Annotated in this window: 19 protein-coding genes and 1 pseudogene; 6 read left to right on the plus strand and 14 right to left on the minus strand. The window is 68.9% G+C overall.

What is annotated here, in order from left to right; translation table 11 throughout:
• Window positions 1-697: 697 nt before the first annotated feature.
• Window positions 698-1573: a hypothetical protein gene (locus tag AB0H36_RS41155; RefSeq protein WP_360536299.1), complete on the minus strand. Its 876-nt coding sequence runs from the start codon at window positions 1571-1573 to the stop codon at window positions 698-700.
• Between the two features lie 183 nt (window positions 1574-1756).
• Between AB0H36_RS41155 and ppk2 the strand changes: the two genes are divergently transcribed.
• Window positions 1757-2665 carry a polyphosphate kinase 2 gene (ppk2, locus tag AB0H36_RS41160; protein WP_360536301.1) on the plus strand — a complete coding sequence of 303 codons (909 nt, stop codon included), beginning with the start codon at window positions 1757-1759 and terminating at the stop codon, window positions 2663-2665.
• Window positions 2666-2667: 2 nt separating this feature from the next.
• On the opposite strand, the gene AB0H36_RS41165 is transcribed toward ppk2, so the two are convergent.
• The 5 genes and pseudogenes from AB0H36_RS41165 to AB0H36_RS41185 form a co-directional block, all read right to left on the minus strand.
• Window positions 2668-3480, minus strand: coding sequence for a carbohydrate ABC transporter permease (locus AB0H36_RS41165; RefSeq protein ID WP_360536303.1), 813 nt, complete (start codon window positions 3478-3480; stop codon window positions 2668-2670).
• The gene (locus tag AB0H36_RS41170) at window positions 3477-4388 is read right to left on the minus strand and encodes a sugar ABC transporter permease (protein ID WP_360536305.1); all 912 of its coding nucleotides are present in this window, start codon (window positions 4386-4388) and stop codon (window positions 3477-3479) included. The genes AB0H36_RS41165 and AB0H36_RS41170 overlap by 4 nt, the downstream gene beginning before the upstream one ends.
• Before the next feature lie 29 nt (window positions 4389-4417).
• Entirely contained in the window at window positions 4418-5146 is a 729-nt protein-coding gene (locus tag AB0H36_RS41175; protein WP_360536307.1) for an extracellular solute-binding protein, read from the minus strand.
• A 10-nt stretch (window positions 5147-5156) separates the two neighbouring features.
• Window positions 5157-5777, minus strand: a pseudogene (locus AB0H36_RS41180) (ABC transporter substrate-binding protein); the annotation flags it as partial.
• Window positions 5765-6781, minus strand: a complete 1017-nt coding sequence (locus AB0H36_RS41185; protein ID WP_360536309.1) for an alpha/beta hydrolase — start codon at window positions 6779-6781, stop codon at window positions 5765-5767. The pseudogene AB0H36_RS41180 and the gene AB0H36_RS41185, both read right to left, overlap by 13 nt.
• Before the next feature lie 121 nt (window positions 6782-6902).
• On the opposite strand from AB0H36_RS41185, the gene AB0H36_RS41190 reads away from it, so the two are divergent.
• Complete coding sequence (locus tag AB0H36_RS41190) at window positions 6903-7523, plus strand: TetR/AcrR family transcriptional regulator (protein WP_360536311.1); 621 nt, start codon at window positions 6903-6905, stop codon at window positions 7521-7523.
• Window positions 7524-7549: 26 nt separating this feature from the next.
• Here AB0H36_RS41190 and AB0H36_RS41195 read toward each other — a convergent pair whose 3' ends face one another.
• From AB0H36_RS41195 to AB0H36_RS41215, 5 genes are all read right to left on the minus strand, one after another.
• Window positions 7550-9046, minus strand: a complete 1497-nt coding sequence (locus AB0H36_RS41195) for a HAMP domain-containing sensor histidine kinase (RefSeq protein ID WP_360536313.1) — start codon at window positions 9044-9046, stop codon at window positions 7550-7552.
• Entirely contained in the window at window positions 9046-9747 is a 702-nt protein-coding gene (locus AB0H36_RS41200) for a response regulator transcription factor (protein WP_360536315.1), read from the minus strand. Before AB0H36_RS41200 ends, AB0H36_RS41195 begins: the two co-directional genes overlap by 1 nt.
• 83 nt (window positions 9748-9830) lie before the next feature.
• The gene (locus AB0H36_RS41205; RefSeq protein WP_360536317.1) at window positions 9831-10367 is read right to left on the minus strand and encodes a hypothetical protein; all 537 of its coding nucleotides are present in this window, start codon (window positions 10365-10367) and stop codon (window positions 9831-9833) included.
• A gap of 161 nt (window positions 10368-10528) precedes the next feature.
• Window positions 10529-11080 carry a hypothetical protein gene (locus tag AB0H36_RS41210; RefSeq protein ID WP_360536319.1) on the minus strand — a complete coding sequence of 184 codons (552 nt, stop codon included), beginning with the start codon at window positions 11078-11080 and terminating at the stop codon, window positions 10529-10531.
• A gap of 131 nt (window positions 11081-11211) precedes the next feature.
• Window positions 11212-11697: a DUF456 domain-containing protein gene (locus AB0H36_RS41215; RefSeq protein WP_360536321.1), complete on the minus strand. Its 486-nt coding sequence runs from the start codon at window positions 11695-11697 to the stop codon at window positions 11212-11214.
• Window positions 11698-11794: 97 nt separating this feature from the next.
• Between AB0H36_RS41215 and AB0H36_RS41220 the strand changes: the two genes are divergently transcribed.
• Window positions 11795-13786 carry a glycogen debranching N-terminal domain-containing protein gene (locus AB0H36_RS41220; RefSeq protein ID WP_360536323.1) on the plus strand — a complete coding sequence of 664 codons (1992 nt, stop codon included), beginning with the start codon at window positions 11795-11797 and terminating at the stop codon, window positions 13784-13786.
• On the opposite strand, the gene AB0H36_RS41225 is transcribed toward AB0H36_RS41220, so the two are convergent.
• Complete coding sequence (locus AB0H36_RS41225) at window positions 13776-14399, minus strand: LysE family translocator (RefSeq protein WP_360536325.1); 624 nt, start codon at window positions 14397-14399, stop codon at window positions 13776-13778. The two genes, AB0H36_RS41220 and AB0H36_RS41225, sit on opposite strands and share 11 nt — an antisense overlap.
• A gap of 86 nt (window positions 14400-14485) precedes the next feature.
• On the opposite strand from AB0H36_RS41225, the gene AB0H36_RS41230 reads away from it, so the two are divergent.
• Entirely contained in the window at window positions 14486-15961 is a 1476-nt protein-coding gene (locus tag AB0H36_RS41230; RefSeq protein WP_360536327.1) for a PLP-dependent aminotransferase family protein, read from the plus strand.
• 116 nt (window positions 15962-16077) lie between these two features.
• Here AB0H36_RS41230 and AB0H36_RS41235 read toward each other — a convergent pair whose 3' ends face one another.
• A complete protein-coding gene (locus AB0H36_RS41235; protein WP_360536329.1) occupies window positions 16078-16320 on the minus strand; it encodes a hypothetical protein in 243 nt (80 codons plus the stop codon).
• Window positions 16321-16758: 438 nt separating this feature from the next.
• Between AB0H36_RS41235 and AB0H36_RS41240 the strand changes: the two genes are divergently transcribed.
• Window positions 16759-18843 carry a DNA topoisomerase IV subunit B gene (locus AB0H36_RS41240; RefSeq protein ID WP_360536331.1) on the plus strand — a complete coding sequence of 695 codons (2085 nt, stop codon included), beginning with the start codon at window positions 16759-16761 and terminating at the stop codon, window positions 18841-18843.
• 25 nt (window positions 18844-18868) lie between these two features.
• Here the strand turns inward: AB0H36_RS41240 and AB0H36_RS41245 are convergent, their stop codons facing one another.
• Window positions 18869-19735: a PHP domain-containing protein gene (locus tag AB0H36_RS41245; RefSeq protein ID WP_360536333.1), complete on the minus strand. Its 867-nt coding sequence runs from the start codon at window positions 19733-19735 to the stop codon at window positions 18869-18871.
• 64 nt (window positions 19736-19799) lie between these two features.
• On the opposite strand from AB0H36_RS41245, the gene AB0H36_RS41250 reads away from it, so the two are divergent.
• A complete protein-coding gene (locus AB0H36_RS41250) occupies window positions 19800-20459 on the plus strand; it encodes an HAD family hydrolase (protein ID WP_360536335.1) in 660 nt (219 codons plus the stop codon).
• Window positions 20460-20477: the final 18 nt, after the last annotated feature.

Raw genomic sequence — 20477 nt, forward strand, 5'->3', positions numbered from 1 at the left:
TGCGATCTCGTCAAGGGCGCCTCCGGCGTCCGCTGCGCGGATCTTCGACCCTTGACACACACCACCACGACCAGGAAAGGACGCAGCTGTTCCGGAGCAGCTCACCGGAGTGGTCGCGTGCCGGGGGTGGATTCGGTGTGCCGGTGTGGATCCGGGGGATCTGGATCCCGAGGTCGGATTCGGGTGGGCCGGGGTTGTGTCGGCGGCGCGTCCGGAAATTGGGGTCGGATCGGACGGTGTTTGCCGGCGGCGCATCCGGAGGCTGGGTTCGGATGAACTGAACCGACGCGGAGGTCGTCAACACATCGTCGGGCTGATCACGGCCGCGGGCCTGGAGCGTGTCGGCGGCGCGCGAACTCTGTGGGCTTCAGGTCCTTGAGGAGATGGTTCGGTGGGTGGTCGGATTTGTCCGCATGCTGGTCAGGTTCGGCTGAGAGCCGCGGGCTTGAACACCCTCCGGGGACCTCGGACATCACACAGCCTGTCCTAGGTCCCCAGTTCCTGTGCAAGCCCCCAAATGATTCCACCGGGGTCCCGGGATGCGGACGAAACTGGCCATATCCCGGGCAAACCAGGCAAACCGGGGGAGCTGGGCAAACCAGTCGAGCTGGGTCAGCCTAGGAAGTCGGGTAAGACCGGGGAAGTTGGGCAAGACCGGCGAGACCGGGCGCATGCAGCCGTGACCGTCTCGAGGCGCTCACCGGACGGTCCGTACCGTGTCGGCGCCCTGACCTATGCGTTCGTCGTCGGCCGGGCCGAACCGCTGCCGGTCCTGGACCGCAAAGTTGCCTGAGGCAATAAGCGGGTTCTGAGCCGAGGACTTCGGCGAGCAGCCGCCAGCCGTAGGTCTGCGGATGGCCATGTGAGATACCCCTGTCTGCTCGACCCGGAACCGCGCGGACCCGGCACCCAGGCCGGCGGCGACGCGAAGGCTGTTACGGGCGGACGGTTCACCCGGCCGGAACAGCACACGCAGCGCGCCGGAGCCGGACTCCTGGCGTCGGCGGGCCCACGCGATCAACGGGCCTGGATCGGTGTAGAGCGCGTCGAAGGTGTGCACCTCGACCGGGTCGAGGTGCCGCAGGATCGCCATCAGCGCGGCGCCGCCGCCCGAGTGGGCGGTCAGGATCAACCGCCCACGGGTCGCCTGGACCCCGGTTGCCGCTCGCAACCGGCGGAGCGACTCGTCGACCAGCTTCGTGACCGCACCCGGCCGGGTGAGCGCCGGGAAGCTGTAACCCCGCCCGGTCTTCCCGCCGTAGAAATGACCGCGGGGGAACACCAGCAAGCTCGGGCTGGTGCGCCCAGGAGCCGACGGACGGCGTGGATCGGCCAGCGAGGCCGCTGACCGGCCGATGTCGCGGACGAGGTGCATCGACCGGCCCCGGCGCGAGAACCCGTGCAGGTGAACGACGACGTCCACGGTCGCCTGCGCGGGCATCGCACTCCACCGCAGCAGCAACGCCGGGGGATTGCCGCGGTGCGTGGCGAGCAGCGCGAGCTGGTCGACTACCACCTGCCCGGGACCGACGCGGCCACGCTGATCGGCCACCGGTATCAAGGATGCGGTCATGGGCTGACCTTCCTGCTGATCCGGCCGTTGGTCCCATTCCCTGCAAAATCCGGGCCAGCCGGATCCCCCCAAGAGCGACCGGTCACCCCGGTCATGCGTCTCCCTACCCCGAGTCAACGGTATCGGAGTTCTGTTCATCTGGGAGCCGCTCACGGTTCACCGCAGGCGGCGACTCTGGGCGCCATGAGCACCCCCGATCTGGTTCACGAGTTGGGTTTCCGGGTTCTCGATGAAGAGGACGACGACCCGGTCCTGATACGTGCCGACGGGACTCCCGTCGACACCTGGCGGGAGGGCTACCCGTACGGCGAACGGCTGCCGCGCGAGGTGTACGACCGGGACAAGCGGCTGCTGCAGATCGAGTTGCTCAAGCTGCAGTACTGGGTGAAGCGGACGCAGCAGAAGCTGGTGATCGTGTTCGAGGGGCGGGACGCGGCCGGCAAGGGCGGGACGATCAAGCGCTTCATGGAGCACCTCAACCCGCGTGGCGCCCGGATCGTCGCGCTGGAGAAGCCGACCGAGCGCGAGCAGACCCAGTGGTACTTCCAGCGGTACGTCGAGCACCTGCCGGCCGCCGGCGAGATGGTGCTGTTCGACCGGTCCTGGTACAACCGCGCCTGCGTCGAGCGGGTGATGGGCTTCTGCACGCAGGACGAGTACGACGAGTTCATGCGGCAGGCGCCGGAGTTCGAGCGGATGCTGGTCCGGTCCGGTATCAAGCTGGTCAAGCTGTGGTTCTCGGTGTCGCAGGCCGAGCAGCAGACCCGGTTCACGATCCGCCAGATCGACCCGGTCCGGCAGTGGAAGCTGTCGCCGACCGATCTGGCGTCACTGGACAAATGGGCCGACTACACCGAGGCCAAGGAAGCGATGTTCCACTACACCGACACGCCGCACGCCCCCTGGACCGTTGTCAAGAGCAACGACAAGAAGCGCGCCCGCCTCGAGGCCATGCGCCACGTCCTGAGCCTGCACGACTACACCAACAAGGACCACGAGCTCGTCGGCCGCCCGGACCGCAACATCCTCGGCCCCGCCGCCGAGGTCCTAGAACACGGCGAATCCGCCACCCGTTTCTTCCCGGTGCTCTAGCTTCATTTCACGGCTCCCTGCATGAGGGCCTTGACGAAGTTGCGCTGGAAGATCAGGAAGATCACCAGCGAGGGCAGGATGATCAGCAGCGAACCGGCACACAGCAGGACGATGTCGGTGCCGTACTGCCCTTGGAAGGCCCCGAGCCCCCCGGCCACCGTTCGCTTCGTCGGATCGTCGACGAGGACGAGCGGCAGCAGGTACTGATTCCAGCTGGCGAGGAAGAAGAGCACCGCCAGTGCCGACCATGCCGGGGTCGCCAGTGGCAGGTGGATCCGGCGGAATGTCTGCCAGGTGCCGGCGCCGTCGACCTTCGCTGCCTCGGTGAGGGCAGGCTCGGCGCCGAGGAAGTGCGCGCGCATCCAGAAGACGCCGAACGGCATGAGCAGTCCGATCAGCGGCAGGACGATCGCCAGTCGCGTACCGAGCAGGCCGAGACTGCGGAGGTCGTAGTACAGCGGGGTGATCAGCGCCTCGAACGGCAAAGTCAGACCGACGAGCAGGAGACCGTAGATCGCCTTGCCGAACGGCACGTTCAGCTGGGCGAGGGCGTAGCCCGCCGCGGTGGCCATCGCGACCGTGGTCGGGACGACAGCCAGCACGATGAGCGTGCTCGATCGGAACAGGGCGAGGAAGTTCGCCGCGCTCCACGCGTCCACGAAGTTGCTCCAGTGCGGGTCGCTCGGCCAGGCCAGGCCCTGTGGTGTGCTGCCCGGCGCGGCCAGCGCCGTGGTGAACATGCTCAGCAGCGGCACGACCGCGAACAGCATCAGTGCGAGCAGAATTCCGGTCCGCGTGATCCGTTGCGCGATCATCGCTCCCTCCCGAGCCGCTGGATCGGCCAGATGACCACGAGTACGAGGACGGCCAGGAGCACCGCGAGCGCAGAGGCCTGGCCGACGTGCTGCTGGAGGAACGTCAGCCTGTAGATCTGCACGCCCGGCACCATCGTCTGGTAGCCGGGACCGCCCTGCGTCGCGATCTGGACGACGTCGAAACTGGCCAGCGCCGCGATCATCGTGAACGTCGTACACACGACCAGCTCCCGCCGCAGCCCCGGGAGGGTCACGGCGAGGAACTCCCTGATCCGGCCGGCGCCGTCCAGCCGGGCCGCCTCGTACAGCGCCGGGTCGATCTTCCCGATGCCCGCGAGCAGCAGCACCGTACAGAAGCCGAGCATGACCCAGACCCCGATCACGCCGACCGCCGGCAGGGCGAAGGTGAAGTCGCCCAGCCACGCCCGGGTGTACCGGTCGAGGCCGACCGCACGCATCAGCTGGTTGACCAGGCCGTTCGAGGAGTACATCCAGGTCCACGCGATGCCGGCCGCGACCAGCGGCAGTACCTGCGGGATGAACAGCATCACCCGGGCGGTCGTGCTGAACGCTCCGGGGCGGAGCTCGCGGATCAGTGAGGCCGCGATCAGCCCGAGCCCGACCGGCAGGACCGTGTAGAAGAAGACCAGGATGAACGCGTGCACGAGCGATTGCAGCAGCTCCGGCCGGGTGAAGATCGCTTTCCAGTTGTCCAGTCCGGCCGGCGTCGCCGGACCGATGCCGTCCCAGTCGTAGAACGAGTACTGCACGGACTGCGCCATCGGGAACAGTACGAACGCCGAGTACATGACGAACGCCGGTGCGACCCAGAGCAACGCACTCCACCGGCGCCGCCGGCGCCGTACAGCGGGTCGGCTGGTGGCCGCGTCTCTCGAGACGTCCGTCACAGGTGCAGCCTGATCCATCACCGACGGGCTCATTGGCCGAGGTCGCGCTCGTAGTCGGCCTGCACCTTCGCCGCGAACGACTCCGGCGTCGTCTTGCCGGCCAGCAGCAACTGTGTCTGCGGGATGAGGCTGTTGACGTGGATCGAGGCGGTGGCGTCGGCCATGAAGCCGACCAGCCCGTTGCTCTTCAGCAACTCCTGGAACGCGGCGACGGTGGCGGCAACCGCCGATCCCTGAGGTGCGGTCGGAGCGGCCGCGTTCGACGGGCCGGCGGGCACGAGGCCGCCGAGCGCCACGGTGGCCTGCCGTGCCTGCGGATCGGTCTGAACGAAGTCCAGGAATGCGGCCGCGACGTCGGCGTTGGGCGACTTCGCCGGGATCCCCAGATTGGCGGCGGCGGTCATCGCGTACGACGGTCCGCCTGCCTCGCCCGGCGGGAAGAGGAAGAAGCCGAACCGACCGGCCCCGGCTTTGTCCAGTCCGGGCGCCTGCCAGTTGCCGCTGGGGAAGAAGACACCGTTGCCCTCGAGGAACTCGGCCGGCGCCCGGGTCTGGTCGATGTCGTTGACGTCAGCCGGCAGATAGCCCGCCTGTCCCCAGCGTTGCAGCGTCGTCGCCCCCTTCACGGTCGACTCGTTGTCGATGCTCGCGCCGGGCTTGGCGTAGTTCCAGTCCTGAACGGCCTGTGCGTCGCCCGCTGCCGACATCACCAGGTTCTGCAGTGGGTAGACGGAGCCGCCGTCCTTGCCGTTGATCATGATCGGCTGCAGCCCGCTGTCCTTGGGCCTTGGCGAGCAGTCGCTCGAACTCGGCGACCGTCGCCGGCGGCTGGGTCATGCCGATCCGTTGGGCGAGAGCCTTGTTGTAGTACACCCCGGTGAGCCCGAACCCGGGACCGGCGGCATAGAGCGAGCCAGTCCCGCGCTGCTTGCCGTCCGGAGCGACGCGGGTCGACGCGAACTGCGACTGCGGCCATTCGTCCCATCCGTACGCCGCGGCGTACGGATCGAGGTTGGCCAGCAGGTGGTCCCCGGTCAGGTTGCCCAGCTGGGAGACGCGAACCAGGTCGGGAACGTTGCTCCCAGCAAGAATATGCGCGATGTTCGTGGTCAGAGTGGCGTAGTCCTGGTTCTCCACCTTGACGGTGACGTTGCCGTACTTCGCGTGGAACTGCTCGCCGAGCGCGGTATAGAACGCGACGTCGACGCCGCTGTTCACGAGCAGTTTCAGGGTGACCGGCGCACTGCCGACACCCGTCGTCACCGGCTTGGACGGTGCCGGGCCGGCTTCGGAGTCTCCACCGGGTGCGCAGCCGGCGAAGAGCAGGACGGACGTCAGGGCGACCGCGGCCGCCTGGAAGATTCTGCGGTACTGCGTCAGCGATCGCACGACAGCTCCTTGGACGACTCGGTCGGGTGGCTGGACTGGAAGGCCCGGCGAAGGGCGTCACCGGCGGCAGCGACGGCGTGATGGGCATCGGTCATGACGCCGAACATCTCGAAGAAGCCGTGGATCTGGCCCGCGTACTCGTGCACGTCGACCGGGACACCGGCCGCCCGCAGTCGCCGGGCATAGTCTTGGGCCTCGCCCCGTAGGAAGTCGTGCTCGGCAATGACGATCGTCGCGGGGGCGACGCCGTCCACGGACTCTGCATGGAGCGGTGACACGTACGGCGCCCTGCGGGCCGCCGGGTCGGGAACGTAGGTCGTCCAGATGTGCTGCAGCCGGCGGTAACTGTTGGCGCCGAAGCCCGGCCGGCCCGCGAAGGTCGCATACCGCCGCCGGAACTCGACCTTGTAGGCGGTGTCCTCGATGCTGTCGAGGGCCGGGTAGACGAGCAGTTGGGTCGCCAGCTGGACACCTTCGTCGCGGGCCTTGAGGGCGGTCGCGGCGGCAAGATTCCCACCCGAACTGTCGCCGCCGACGGCCACGCTGCCGAAGGAGCGCCGAGCCCACATGAGGGCGGTCCACACGTCGTCGAAGCCGGCCGGAAAGGGATGTTCGGGCGCGAGCCGGTAGCCGACCGACAGAACAGCGCACGCGGTCCGGTTCGCCAGGGCGCGGGCAACACCGTCGGCGGTGTCGAGGTCACCGTGGATCCAACCGCCCCCGTGCGCCCAGACCAGCAGATCCTGCTCCGCTCCGGTGGGACGGTACAGCCGGCACGGAACGCCGTCCGCGTCGATCGACTCGACGGACGCCACCGGCACGGGCTCGCCGGTCACGGCCAAGACCTTCTCACGGGCGTCGGCGCGCACGACCGCGATGTCGGCGCTCCACGGGTCGGGCGACGGGCCGATGCCGTCCAGGAAGACCTGGACCTGCTCGTGCGGGCGGGGCGGAGTGTCCGCATCGCCGGCAATCTGCTCTGCCCGCCAAGACGCTGAGTTCATTCGGGTCGATCCCTCCTCATTACAGACTGAGTACTCGGTCTGTTTTTCAAAAGCTACCGAGTACTCAGTCGGTTGTCTATGCTTGGCGGCGACCGTCCCGACCACCGCGAGGAGTGCGACCGTGCCCGCTGCTCAGCAGCCAAAGACCTCGGCCAAGGGTCTCGAGACCCGGGAGCGGATCGTCGACGTCGCCGTACGCTTCATCGCTCGCAACGGGGCGCGCGGCACGAGCCTCGCGGACATTGCGGCCGAGGCCGGGGTGTCGCAGACCGGCCTGCTGTATCACTTCCGTACCAAGGAGGCGCTGCTCAACGCGGTCCTGGACCGCCACCTGGCCTTCAGCGAGGAATGGCTGTGGGGCGACGGACCCGACCCGGGCGTCAAGATCGTGGACATCATCGCCCGGCACATGGCGAGCTGGCCGAGCCAGCACGACGACAAGGTGGCTAGCCTGATCGGGATGAACACGGTCGTCCTCGCGGAGAACGTCAGCCCTGACACCGAGCTCCACCCACGCTTGGTCGAGGGCTACCAGACGACGATCGATCGGGTCACGGTCACGCTGCGCGCCGCACAGGAGCGCGGTGAGATGCGCGCCGACATCGAGCCGCGGCTCAAGGCGATGGAGATCATCGCCTTCTGCTACGGGCTCGAGGCCGCGTGGTTGGTGGATCCGACGATCCCGGTCGTCGACGCTGCCGCCCGCTGGGCAGCGGAGCAGACCGCTCAGATGACTTCCTGAGAACGACGGATACCTCTCGAGCTACGTCAACGATTCAACGGTAGGTGCACGGTGAAGGTGGCGCCGTGGGGTGAGGTGTCGGTGACGGTGACTCGGCCTCGGTGGGCGGCGACCAGGGCGGCGACGATGGAGAGGCCGAGGCCGGAGCCGCCGGTCGCGCGGGTGCGGGCCGAGTCGGCTCGGTAGAACCGTTCGAAGACGCGTGCCTTCTGCTCTTCGGTGAGGCCGGGCCCGGTGTCGCTGACCTGGAGGATCGCGTCGCCGTGGCGGGTGCCGATCGAGACCGTGATCGGTGCGTCGGGCGGCGTGTGGTGCAGCGCGTTGCTGATCAGGTTGCCGAGCACCTGACGCAGCCGTGCTTCATCGCCCTCGACGACCGGCGCCTCCGAGTCCGGCAGGATCTTCAGCGAGATGTTCCGTTCCGGCTGGACGGCCTGGGCGTTGTGCAACGCGTCGGCCGCGATCGGCAGCAGGTCGACCGGTTCCATCCGGAGCGGCCGTTGCTGATCGAGACGCGCCAGCAGGAGCAGGTCGTCGACGAGCAGGCCCATCCGCTTCGCCTCGTCCTCGATGCGCTGCATGACGTCCGGGTCGGCCGAGCCGCCACGCTGGCGGCTGAGCTCCGCGAATCCCCGGATCGACGTCAGCGGTGTGCGCAGCTCATGGGAGGCGTCGGCCACGAACCGCCGCATCCGGTCCTCGGACTGACGGGCAGCCTCCTCGGAACGACGTGCCGCGTCCTCGGATCGCCGGGCCGCGAACTCCGACGCGGTCCGCTGCGCGAACGCGGTCTCGATCTGGCCGAGCATCTGGTTCAGTGCGACCGACAGACGGCCGACCTCGGTGCGTGGATTCCGCTGCGGAACCCGCCGGCCCAGGTCTCCACCGGCGATCGCGACGGCGGTGTGCTCGACGTCCTCGAGTCCGCGCAGACTTCGCCGTACGACGTAGGTCCCGACGCCGGCCAGCAGCACCAGCAGGATGAGTCCGGCGGCCGCCTGAACTCCGATCAGCCGCTGGATGGTCCGATCGAGGTCGCCGAGGCTCTGCGCGACCGTCACCGAACCCTGGCCGTTGTTGAGCGGCAGCACCACGACCCGCCAGGTCGCGTCGCCCGAGACGGCATCGGTGTTGAACGGCTTGCCGTCGAGGGCGCGGACCTGGTTGAGGTTCAGCTTCGGAAGGTCCGGCAGTGGATCTGTCTCGGCCAGGGGCGCCCGGAACGGCGAGTCGTCGGGGTCGCCCTCGGAGTCGTTGAACTGTACGACGACGAGGCTCGGCAGCGGCCGGTTCCGGCCCGGACCAGGACGCGGTGGCCGGTTGGTGGCGCTGCCGTCCTGCTGGAAGGCGACGGCCGCCTTCGTCAGCTGCGTGTCCACCCGGTCGACCAGGTAACCGCGCATGATCGTGGTTGCGAGCACGCCGGAGGCGACCAGCGCCACCGCCACCAGTGTCAGCAGGACGACGACGATGGTGACGCGAAGCGGGTACCGGTCGGTGAAGCGCCGGTGGGTCTGCTGCATCAGTTGGGGCCTCGGGGAGTGCGCAGGACGTAGCCGACCCCGCGGACGGTGTGGAGCAGCTTCTGGTCGCCGGTGTCGACCTTACGGCGCAGGTAGGACATGTACGACTCGACCACGCCGGCGTCCCCGGCGAAGTCGTAGTTCCAGACCGCGGACAGGATCTGGCCCTTCGACATCACCCGTTCGGCGTTCTCCAGCAGGCAGCGCAGCAGCTTGAACTCGGTGAGCGACAGCTGCACCGCCTGGCCGGCCTTGAACACCTCGTAGCTGTCCTCGTTCAGCTCGAGATCGGCATAGCGCAGTACGGCGGCCTCGGTCGTCGTCTGCTCGCGGTGACCGGACCGGCGGAGCAGCGCCCGGACCCGGGCGACCAGTTCGTCCAGGCTGAACGGCTTGGTCACGTAGTCGTCGCCGCCGGTGTGCAGGCCGAGCACCTTGTCCTCGACCGCGTCCCGCGCGGTGAGGAACAGCACCGGCACGTGCCGGTCCTCGCCGCGGAGCCGCCGTACCACCTCGAAGCCGTCCAGGCCGGGCATCATCACGTCCAGCACGACCAGGTCCGGCTCCACCTCCCGGGCCTTGCGCAGCGCCTCGGCGCCGTGCGTCGCCGTGGTCACCTCGTAGCCGGCGAAGCGCAGACTCGCGGACAGCAACTCGACGATGTTCGGCTCGTCGTCGACCACCAGCAGATGCGGGCTCATGCCCTCAGTCTGCCGCGGCAACCCGTGCGGACCCTGGGAGCTTCCTGGCAATCAGCTGTGAGTGGACCAGCGGAGTGCTGCGGTCAGCGGGGGCCGCGGCCGAAGCCCCAGCGCTCGCGGGCGCCCTCGCGGACGGTGCCGTCGTTGACCGAGGTGGCGGTGGCCTTGCCGTCCGCGACCACGGCGAGGACGGAGACCTTGTTCCCGGTCTTCACGTCGTCGATGCCGTCCCGGGCGGCGTTCACCAAGGTGTCCTCGGTGAGCGTGTAGGTCCGGCTGTACCCGTCCTCGCTCTTCACCGTGATGGACTCCTTGCTGACCGCGGTCACCTCACCGCGCTGCGTGGCGACGGTCTGGTAGCTCCCGTCGTCCTTCTTCACCACGAACTCCCCGTGCAGCGCCCCGCCGAGCCCGAACTGCCCACGGTGCAGACCGCCCTTGCCGGGCTCGTTCGGCTTGTCCGGGGTCGTCGACGGCGAGGCCGACGGCGACGGCGTGGGCGTCGGATCCGCGCCGCTGGACGCCCAGGCGACCCCGCCCGCCACACTCAGAACCACCACCGCAGCCGCAGTCCCGGCCGCCCGCCACCGATTCTCGAAAACCTTTTGATACGACACCATGCTTCACCCTGACCCACCAACCTCCGGTGCACCTAAGAAGACCCTGGCAATCAGATAACGCTTGGGCCCGGCGGTGAGGCCGGCCCTCCGGCCGGCCCCACCGCCGGATGCCGCAGAAGCCCCACTAGGACCTGGTCCGGCAGCCGGGCTGCTGCAAGCGGCTACTTCGGGGTGGGTGTGGCGCTGCTCCCGGACTCCGGCTTGCCGGGCTTGCCTTCGGGGGCGCCCTGAGGGCGGTCGGTGTTGTCGGTGACCTGGGTGGCGGTGGCGGTTTCGCCGGCGACCACGGCTCGGAGGCGGACGGTTTCGCCGGTCTTGAGGTCGGCGATCTTGCCGTCGCGGTTGATCTTGGTGTCGGAGTTGATCGTGTAGGTGCGGGTGTAGCCGTCGGCGCTCTTCAGCGTGATGGAGGTGTCGGTGAGCGCGGTGACCTCGCCCTTCTGGGTTGCGATGGTTTGGTAGCCGCCGCCGTCCTTGCTCGTCACGAACTCACCGTGGAGCGCGTCGCCGAGCAGCCCGCCGCGCGGACCTGGGCCCCGGTCCTGCTGCTGCCCCTGCTGGGACGGTGAGGTGGACGGGGCGGGCGTGCTGTCGCCCGTGGATGCCCAGGCGACGCCGCCGGCGACGCCGCCGGCGACGGTGGTGGCTGCTACTGCGGCTACCGTGCCGGCCGCCCGCCAGCGGTTGTCGATGAGCTTCTGGTGCAACGCCATGCTGTCGTGCCTTCCGTTACGCGCCCCGGGAGATCCCCGGCGCTGGTCCTCCCCACCGTGTCCGGCAGACCTGGCACGACCGTTGGACGGCACTGCGAAAACACTGGCAATCGACGAACTGCGGAGCGTGGCTACACGACGAACAGTACGGCGGCGAGCCATACCGCGGCGGCGAGGGACGTGCCGATGAACTCGATCAGGATGGACAGCCCAGTTGCCCGGAGCGCGTGCTTCGTCGACCCCCAGGCATGCCCGTGGCTGCCGAGCCGCTGCCGCTCCGACAGGTACACGCCGAGCGGGAAGCCGACGAACATCCCGACCACCGGGATCACGAAGAACCCGACGATGCCGAGTACGACGCCGACGAACATCGACCGTCGCGGCACCCCGGACTCCCGGAGCCGTCGCTCCGGTACGACGTACTTCACCACCTGACTGGCCCCGATCAGCACGATCGCCGCGGCCAGCACGATCCAGCCGGTCGCGCTCTGCTCCTCCAGCGCCCAGATCAGGATCGCCGCGAGGCTCAGGAGGGCACCCGGCAGCACCGGGACGACGATGCCCACGATCCCGACGAGGATCGCCACACCGACGAGGAACGTCGCAACACTGTTCACATCGGCAACTCTGCCGCATTCTGCAGCTGTTTTCTCGTAGGTGCACAAACCGACGGGCAGACGAGCGGGTGCACGGCGGACCCTTAGGGTGGGTGACATGCCCCAGCTGCACGAACTGGTCATCGCACTCGCTGCTCCCTGGGTGGTCCTCTCGCCCCGCTCCGGTCAGCTCACCGGCACCGGCGCGGAGGGGGTCTACGCCCGGGACCGGCGCATCCTGTCCCGGCTGAGCGTTACCGTCGACGGCGAGCCGCCGGTCCCGATCCACGCGGACGAACGCTCTGCCTCGGTGCACGAGTACGTCGCCGTCGTCGAAGGACTGGGCGACTCCAACCGGCACGACCCGACCGTGATGCTGTACCGCACCCGCGAGGTCCGCTCCGACGGCGTCACCGAGCGCATCCGCCTGGTGAACCGCTCCCGGGCCACGGTCGAGTGCAGGCTGGACGTTGCCCTGGGCACCGACCTCGCGGGTACGGCGGCCGTCCGCAGCGGCGCCGCCGCGGACCTGCCCGAGCTCAGTCCCGCGTACGACGGCGCGGCCCGGCTGCACTGGGACAACTCCGGCACCCGGGTGACAGTGCACCTCGACCCCGGCGTGACCGCGAGGCCGCGCCTGGAGCCGGGGGAGGAGTTCACGGTGACCCTGCGGGTCGCAGCGGACTTCCCGAAGCCGACAACCGCCTTCAGCATCGACCCGCCGGCCGACCGGCAGCCCTACGCCTTCGCCGTCGACTGCAACGACAAGCGCGTGGACCGCTGGGTGACCCGATCGCTCGCGGACGTGCAGGCTCTGCAGCTCGCAGCCGGCGACGACCGCTACCTCGGCGCCGGACCGCCCTGGTACCTCACCCTCTTCGGCCGCGACTCGCTGATCTCCTCCGGCATGCTCATCCCGGTCGACCCCGAGTTGGCCGCAGGTACGCTCCGAGCTCTTGCCGCGTGGCAGGGCACCAAGGTTGACCCCGACTCGGCCGAGCAGCCCGGCAAGATCCCGCACGAGCTCCGCGCCGAAGTGGCCGACCACGGCGGCGGCCTGGTCCTGCCCGCGGCGTACTACGGCACGCACGACGCGACCCAGCTCTGGATCACCACCCTGCACAAGGCTTGGCGCTGGGGGATGCCCGCCGACCAGGTCCGGGACCTGCTGCCCAACCTCCGCAACGCCCTGACCTGGATGAAGGAGTACTCCGACCCAGACGACGACGGCTTCCTCGAGTACATCGACGAGTCCGGCCACGGCCTGGCCAACCAGGGCTGGAAGGACTCGGCCGACGCAGTGCAGTGGCCGGACGGCACGATCGCCTCCGCGCCGATCGCGCTGTGCGAGGTTCAGGGTTACGCGTACGCCGCAGCCGTCCGTGGAGCCGAGTTGCTCGAGGCCCACGGCGAGTCCGGTGATGAGTGGCGGGTGTGGGCGGCTGCATTGCAGGAGCGGTTCCGCAGCGCCTTCTGGGTCGACGGCTATCCGGCCATCGCGCTCGACGGCGAGAAGAACCCGGTCGCCGGGCGCGCGTCGAACATGGGCCACTTGCTCGGCACCGGTCTGCTCGACGCCGACGAGGAGCTGACAGTCGCCGAGGTCCTGGCCGGCGCCGATCTGGACAGCGGCTTCGGACTGCGAACGTTGACCACGGCAATGACCCGGTTCAACCCGCTCGGCTACCACACCGGCAGCGTCTGGCCGCACGACACCGCGATGGCCGTCCAGGGCCTGTACGCGACCGGGCACGCCTCGCGTGCTTCGTCGTACGTCGAGGGTCTGATGCGTGCTGCTGAGGCGTTCGACTACCGGCTGCCGGAGTTGTACGGCGGCCGCGGGCTGGCGGACGAGTCGACGCCGACGCCGTACCCGCTGTCGTGCTTCCCGCAGGCATGGGCCGCCGCCTCCGCGATCGCGGTCGTCGTCGCGGCGCTGGGGATCGAGCCCGACGTCCCGGGCGGCACGCTGGTGCTCAACCCGGCAGAAACGATGCCCTGGGAGTCGCTGAAGGTGTCCGGTCTTCGGCTGGGGAACGACAGCCTGTCCCTGCACTGGCAGTCGGGCGAGTTGACGGTACTGGAGGCCCCGGAGGGCCTCACACGGTGAGGACGGCAGCTGTCGCGAGGGCCAGGTAGACCGCGGCGACGATGCGGTTGCGCCACCGGCTGGAGGCCCGCGCCGAGCGGACCCGGCGGCCGATCGCATCGGCGCCGACGGCGTAGCAGAGGTCGAGCGTCAGGCCGATAACGAGGGCGCCGACACCGAGCAGCAGCATCTCGGTCCGTAGCTGGTCGGGTCCGGCGCCGCGGCTGGTGAACTGCGGCAGGAAGGCGAGGAAGAACAGCGCCGCCTTCGGGTTCAGCAGGTTCACCACGACGCCGTCCCGGAAGACGCGGCCCAGCGGCGCGGGCGGAACGCCGCCGGCGGTCTCGGTCGCCGGCATCCGCAGCATCTTCACGCCGAGGTAGGCCAGGTAGAGCGCGCCGGTCAGGGTGATCGCGGTGAACAACACCGGCGACGCCTCGACGAGCGTCGCCAGCCCAAGGGCGGCGACGACGATGTAGACCAGGGTGCCGGTCTCGATCGCGAGCGCGGAGACCACCCCGGCTCGGCGTCCCTGGGTGAGGGACCGGAGCGAGATGTAGAGATTGTTCGGCCCCGGCATCCCGACCAGCACCACCGTCGTGCCGGCGAACCCCAGCAGCTGCGCGATCCCCATGATCCTTCTCCCTCTCGAACTGGACTGGCTTGTGGTACTAGCCTGGCCGCGAGAGAAGCAGTCCACCCGAGCCAATAAGGGGAGAAGTGGACCGTTCTGGAGATGCCGCCGCACTGGCGGACCTGATCGGCGGCCGGCTGACCGGGCCGGGCGGCGGCCTGTACCGCCGGCTGGCCGACGCGATCGCCGGCCTGATCGGCTCGGCCGAGCTACCGGTCGGCGCCCGCCTGCCCGCCGAACGCCGCCTCGCCGAGGCCCTCGCAGTCAGTCGCTCGACCGTCGTCGCGGCGTACGACGAGCTCCGCGCCCGCGGCCTGGTCGAGAGCCGCCGGGGGAGCGGTACGACGATCGCCCGAGCCGCGAGCCGTGGTCGTTCACGAGCGGACAAGCGAATGCCGGTGGGGTACGGCGAGTCGCTGTTCCATCGGATAGCGGTCGGACCAGGTGAGGTCATCTCGCTGACCTACGCCGTCGACCCGGGGATGCCCGAGTTGGCCGCAGAGCTGATCGAGCTGGCGAGCAGCGACCTGCCGACGCTCCTGGACGATGTCGGCTATCACCCACGCGGGCTGCGGGTGCTGCGGGAGCGGATCGCCGAGCACTTCGAGGAGTCCGGCCTGCCGACGTCACCTGACGAGATCGTGGTGACCACCGGTGCGCACCAAGCGATCGCGTTGGTGACCCAGATGTACTTACGGACCGGGGCGGCCGTGGTCATCGAGCAGCCCAGTTGGCCCGGTTGCTTCGATCTGTTCGGGGCGGCTGGCGGCAGGGTGGTCGGCGTACCGCTGGATGATGCCGGGATCCGGCCGGATCTGCTGACGACTGCGTTCGCCGAGCACCAGCCGGCCATGCTGTTCGTGATGCCGACGTTCCACAACCCGACCGGGCGGCTGATGTCCGCGAACCGGCGCCGGCAGGTGGCCGAGCTCGCGGCCAAGCACGGTGTCGTGGTGGTCGAGGACAACGCGTACTCGGCGTGGGATCCGGCCGGGCCGGCGATCCCTCCGCCGCTGGCGGCGTACGCGCCGGACGGCAGCGAGGTGCTGACCATCGGATCGGTGTCGAAGGCGGTGTGGGGTGGGCTGCGGATCGGATGGATCCGCGCGTCGCGGCCGCTGGCCGAACGGCTCGCGCGGCACAAGGCACTGGCCGACCTCGGCAGTCCGGTGATCGACCAGGCGTTGACGGCGCGGCTGCTGCCTCGGCTGGGGGAGCTGACGGCGGCGCGGGGGCGGGTGGCGACGGCGCGGCGGAAGCTGATGGGGCAGTTGCTGGCCGAGCGGCTACCTGACTGGGAGTGGTCCGAGCCGGAAGGTGGGTCCGCGTTGTGGATCCGGCTGCCGGACACCGACGCGCGGGTATTCGCCCAGGTGGCGCTGCGTCATGGGGTCGAGGTGGTCGCGGGTCGCGCAATGGATCCAACCAGTCGGCACGACGACCACCTGCGAGTGCCGTTCGCGTACGCCGAGCCCGTGCTTGACGACGCGGTCGCAAGACTCGCCCGGGCCTGGCAAGAACTCCGCCGGCACGGCCCGCCTCCCGACGTACCTCTCATCTGACGCTTCCGACGTACCTCTCATCTGACAATGAAGGATGGCGGCCACCCTTCCGGGTGACCGCCATCACAGCCTCTATGACTTTGGCGCCGTCGTTGGCGCGTTTGTGAAGCTTGGGCTTACCGCTCGTCGTCCGCAGCGACGCTCGGGGTGGCTTCGAGCCGGCCCGTCTCGTCGTGGATGGTGATCGCGATGTTGCGCAGCTTCTCCGCGTGCTCCCGGCTGTGGTGGGCGCAGAAGAGCAGCTCCCCACCGGAGGTCAGGGTGACACGGACGTAGGCCTGCGCGCCGCAGCGGTCACAACGGTCCGCAGCCGACAGGGTCGAACTCGGGGCGAGTGCTGTAGTCACTTGAGGCCTCATCTCATCTAGTTCCGTACTCACCAGATAGCAACATCCTGACATGCGGATCGCTTCCCGGTAGGGGCAGCGTGTCCGTATGTGAGACGAACCACCTGTTCCCGTATGACGCATCTTGACGAGGAATCGTTTCGGAAGCGGGCGAATTTATGTTTCCGGCGGGTGTCGGGCGTGTCTTCTCTCACTGTGCGCCATGGTGCCGTCACTGTGCGCCAATGTTCGGAGTGTCGTACACCACTCCGGATCGAGTCCGGATCGATACCTGCCAAAACACCTTTCTGATCGAGCGATCCGCTGTGACCCCGGTACCCGGTCGCATGCCCGCCACAGCCCCGGTTGCACGGTTTTGGGGGTCGGGCCGCATAGTCTGTGAGCAGGCGTTCGGACCCCGGCCGGGTCCGGATGTGTTGCAGTGAGTTTGTGAACCAGTGAAGGAGCCCAGTGGCCGCCCCGACGCCTCGCAGTACCGAGCTCGACCCGACGTACAACGCCCGGCACCTCCTCGTCCTCGAAGGACTCGAGGCGGTGCGCAAGCGGCCGGGTATGTACATCGGGTCCACCGACAGCCGCGGCCTGATGCACTGCCTGTGGGAGATCATCGACAACGCCGTCGACGAGGCCCTGGCCGGGCACGGCGAGCGGATCGACGTCGTGCTGTACAAGGACGGCTCGGTCGAGGTGAAGGACCGCGCCCGCGGCATCCCGGTCGACATCGAGCCGAAGACCAAACTCAGCGGTGTCGAGGTCGTGTTCACCAAGCTGCACGCCGGCGGCAAGTTCGGCGGCGGCTCCTACAACGCCTCCGGCGGTCTGCACGGTGTCGGCGCCTCGGTGGTGAACGCGCTGTCCGCGCGCCTCGACGTCGAGGTGGACCGCGGCGGGGTGGTCTGGACCACCTCCTTCCGGCGCGGTGTCGCCGGTGAGTTCGACGGCGAGGGCGCTTCGGCCGGGTTCACGCCGGCGAAGGGACTGCGCAAGGCCGGGCGGGCCAAGAAGGGCGTCACCGGGACGCGGATCCGGTACTGGGCGGACCGCCAGATCTTCACCCGGGACGCGACCTTCAACTACGACGAGCTGGTCACCCGGGCGCGGCAGACGTCGTTCCTGGTGCCCGGGCTCGAGCTGGTGATCCGGGACGAGCGCGGCGACGAGGTCACCGAGGAGACCTTCAAGCACGACGGCGGGATCAGCGAGTTCTGCGAGTTCCTGGCCACCGACCAGAAGGTCACCGAGGTGATCCGGCTGACCGGAACCGGCCACTTCACCGAGACCGTGCCGATGCTCGACGACGCCGGGCACATGACCCCGACCGACGTCGAGCGCGACCTGGACGTCGACATCGCGGTCCGCTGGGGCGACGGGTACGAGACCGAGCTCCGCTCGTTCGTGAACATCGTGGCCACGCCCAAGGGCGGCACCCACGTGGCCGGCTTCGAGCGCGCGCTGGCCAAGAGCTTCACCAACGCCCTCGACGGCACCCGGCTGCTGAAGAGCGGCGAGGAGGTCATCAAGGACGACGTCCTGGAGGGCCTGACCTCCGTCGTCACGGTCCGGCTGGCCGAGCCGCAGTTCGACGGCCAGACCAAGGAGGTCCTCGGCACGCCGGCCGCCTCGCGGATCGTCGCGAAGGTCGTGCAGAGCGAGCTGGAGTCGTTCCTCACCTCGAACAAGCGCGAGCACAAGGCGCAGGCCCGCGCCGTACTCGAGAAGGTCGTCGCAGCCTCCCGGACCAGGGTGGCCGCGCGTCAGCACCGCGAGCTGCAGCGACGCAAGACGGCGCTGGAGTCGTCGGCGCTGCCGGCGAAGCTGGCCGACTGCCGCAGCAACGACGTGGACCGCTCCGAGCTGTTCATCGTCGAGGGTGATTCGGCGCTCGGTACGGCGAAGTTGGCCCGCAGCTCGGAGTTCCAGGCGCTGCTGCCGATCCGGGGCAAGATCCTGAACGTGCAGAAGGCGTCGGTCGGCGACATGCTGAAGAACGCCGAGTGCGCCTCGATCATCCAGGTGGTCGGCGCCGGGTCCGGCCGCAGCTTCGACCTCGAGCAGGTCCGCTACGGCAAGATCATCTTCATGGCCGACGCCGACTCCGACGGCGCGCACATCCGCTGCCTGCTGGCCACGCTGTTCTTCCGGTACATGAGGCCGCTGGTCGAGGCCGGCCGGGTCTACACCGCCGTACCGCCGCTGCACCGGTTCGAGTTGACGAACCCGAAGAAGGGGCAGGAGAAGTACCTGTACACCTACAGCGACGCCGAGTACCAGCGGAAGACGGCCGAGCTGATGAAGAAGAACGTGCGCTGGAAGGAACCGCCGCAGCGCTACAAGGGTCTCGGTGAGATGGACGCCGACCAGCTCGCGGAAACCACCATGGACCCTCGGCACCGCACGCTGCGCCGCATCACCGTCGACGACGGCGAGGCCGCAGCCCACGTTTTCGACCTCCTGATGGGCAACGACGTCGCGCCGCGCAAGGAGTTCCTGGTCCAGGGCGCCTACGAACTCGACGAGAACCGCATCGACGTCTGACGGACGGCGGGTGGGCCTGAGCGGCTCAGCTCACGGTGCTGTGTGCCGCTCTCGTCCACACCTCGTGCGGAGTCTGTCCACGGCGGAACCCGCACGACTCGACCATCGCCGCTGCCGCCGCGAAGCCGTGGCCGACCGCGGCCGGGTCATGCGCGTCACTGCCGAAGACAACCGCATCACCACCGGCCTGATACCACCAACGGACGACCTCACCATGCAGCGGCACTTTCGTATTCACCTCCAGCGCTCTGCCACTTCCGGCCAGCGCGCGGAGAACAGCGCGGAATTCGTCCTCGAAAGTGGCCGGCTCGTAGACGCCCGAGCGCTGCGGCCAGTAGCGGATCGGGTAGTCGATGTGGGCCAGCACGGCGAACGGGGCGGATGACTCCACCAGCCGGAGGACCTCAGCCAGGTACTCCTGAACCAACTGCGGACTCGGGCGGCGAGCGTACAAACCGCTGATCTCCCGGTGCCCGTCGCCATCCGGCAATGCATGCACCGACCCGAGCACCCGCTCGAACCCACCACTGCGGAGCAGTTCGGCCGTCTGCTCGGGATGCCAGTGCGGTTCACTCAGCTCGACACCCGACAGAATGCGAAGCTCGGGGAACCGCCCCCGGCAGCGCTCGATACACGCCAGATATCCCGACACCTCCAGTGCCGGAGCCTCGAGAACCCCGTCGGGCCGGACCCGGACCCGGAGGTGCTCGGGCAGCAGGTCCACTTCTTCACCAGCTATCACCCACGGCGTCAGGTCGGCGTGCTCGGTAAATGCCACCGACGGCAGGCCGAGCTCGATCGCCCTGGCGCACGAAGCCTCCATCGATCCGACGGCGGTGTCCCACGACCACTCCGTGTGCACGTGGCCGTCCGGTGGCATGACCGAGTCCATACCTGCTCGACCCCTAGATAGGCTGTTGTCACTCGTGCCCTGAACGACAAGGATCGCATCGAACGTGACCGCCGATGGTGGGACCCCGCGCCTGGCCTGCTTCGACCTGGACAACACGTTGATTGATCGGGACGGTGCGTTTCTGGGGTGGGCTCGGTGGTTTGTGGACCGGGCCGGGGTGGGGGAGGACGCGGTCGAGTGGTTGGTTGCTCATGACAACGGTGGGTTCACGGCGCGGGAGGAGTTGTTCGTGGGGTTGCGGTCGGCGTTCGGGGTGAGGGGGTCGGTCGAGGAGTTGGTCGCCGCTTACGATCGCGAGCATCCGCCGTTCACGTGGGTGGAGTCGGCGGTGCTGGATGGGCTGGCTTCGTTGCGTACGGCGGGGTGGCGGGTGGCGGTGGTGACGAACGGGAACGTCGTACAGCAGACGGGCAAGCTCGAGCACACCGGGATCGCGGCGGCCGTCGACTATTGCTGCATCTCGCAGGCCGCCGGGGTGCGGAAGCCGGACCGGCGCATCTTCGAGATCGCCGCATCCCAGACCGGCGCCACCCTCACGGACGGCTGGATGGTCGGCGACCACCCGTCGTACGACGTAGCCGGCGGCATCAACGCCGGCCTCAAAACCATCCGCATCGGCCACCACCACACCCTGGACACCCCGGTCGCCGACCACCACTTCGACTCAGTCCTCAAATCCTTCCCCACCATCCTCGCCAGCTGATTCCTTCCCACGTGCACC

This window comes from Kribbella sp. NPDC050820, from assembly GCF_040653975.1.
GTDB lineage: Bacteria > Actinomycetota > Actinomycetes > Propionibacteriales > Kribbellaceae > Kribbella.

Coding starts and splice junctions, on each gene's coding strand:
- AB0H36_RS41155 (WP_360536299.1), bottom strand. CDS start 1,573: ATGACCGCATCCTTGATACCGGTGGCCGATCAGCGTGGCCGCGTCGGT.
- ppk2 (WP_360536301.1), top strand. CDS start 1,757: ATGAGCACCCCCGATCTGGTTCACGAGTTGGGTTTCCGGGTTCTCGAT.
- AB0H36_RS41165 (WP_360536303.1), bottom strand. CDS start 3,480: ATGATCGCGCAACGGATCACGCGGACCGGAATTCTGCTCGCACTGATG.
- AB0H36_RS41175 (WP_360536307.1), bottom strand. CDS start 5,146: ATGATCAACGGCAAGGACGGCGGCTCCGTCTACCCACTGCAGAACCTG.
- AB0H36_RS41185 (WP_360536309.1), bottom strand. CDS start 6,781: ATGAACTCAGCGTCTTGGCGGGCAGAGCAGATTGCCGGCGATGCGGAC.
- AB0H36_RS41195 (WP_360536313.1), bottom strand. CDS start 9,046: ATGCAGCAGACCCACCGGCGCTTCACCGACCGGTACCCGCTTCGCGTC.
- AB0H36_RS41200 (WP_360536315.1), bottom strand. CDS start 9,747: ATGAGCCCGCATCTGCTGGTGGTCGACGACGAGCCGAACATCGTCGAG.
- AB0H36_RS41205 (WP_360536317.1), bottom strand. CDS start 10,367: ATGGTGTCGTATCAAAAGGTTTTCGAGAATCGGTGGCGGGCGGCCGGG.
- AB0H36_RS41210 (WP_360536319.1), bottom strand. CDS start 11,080: ATGGCGTTGCACCAGAAGCTCATCGACAACCGCTGGCGGGCGGCCGGC.
- AB0H36_RS41220 (WP_360536323.1), top strand. CDS start 11,795: ATGCCCCAGCTGCACGAACTGGTCATCGCACTCGCTGCTCCCTGGGTG.
- AB0H36_RS41225 (WP_360536325.1), bottom strand. CDS start 14,399: ATGGGGATCGCGCAGCTGCTGGGGTTCGCCGGCACGACGGTGGTGCTG.
- AB0H36_RS41235 (WP_360536329.1), bottom strand. CDS start 16,320: ATGAGGCCTCAAGTGACTACAGCACTCGCCCCGAGTTCGACCCTGTCG.
- AB0H36_RS41245 (WP_360536333.1), bottom strand. CDS start 19,735: ATGGACTCGGTCATGCCACCGGACGGCCACGTGCACACGGAGTGGTCG.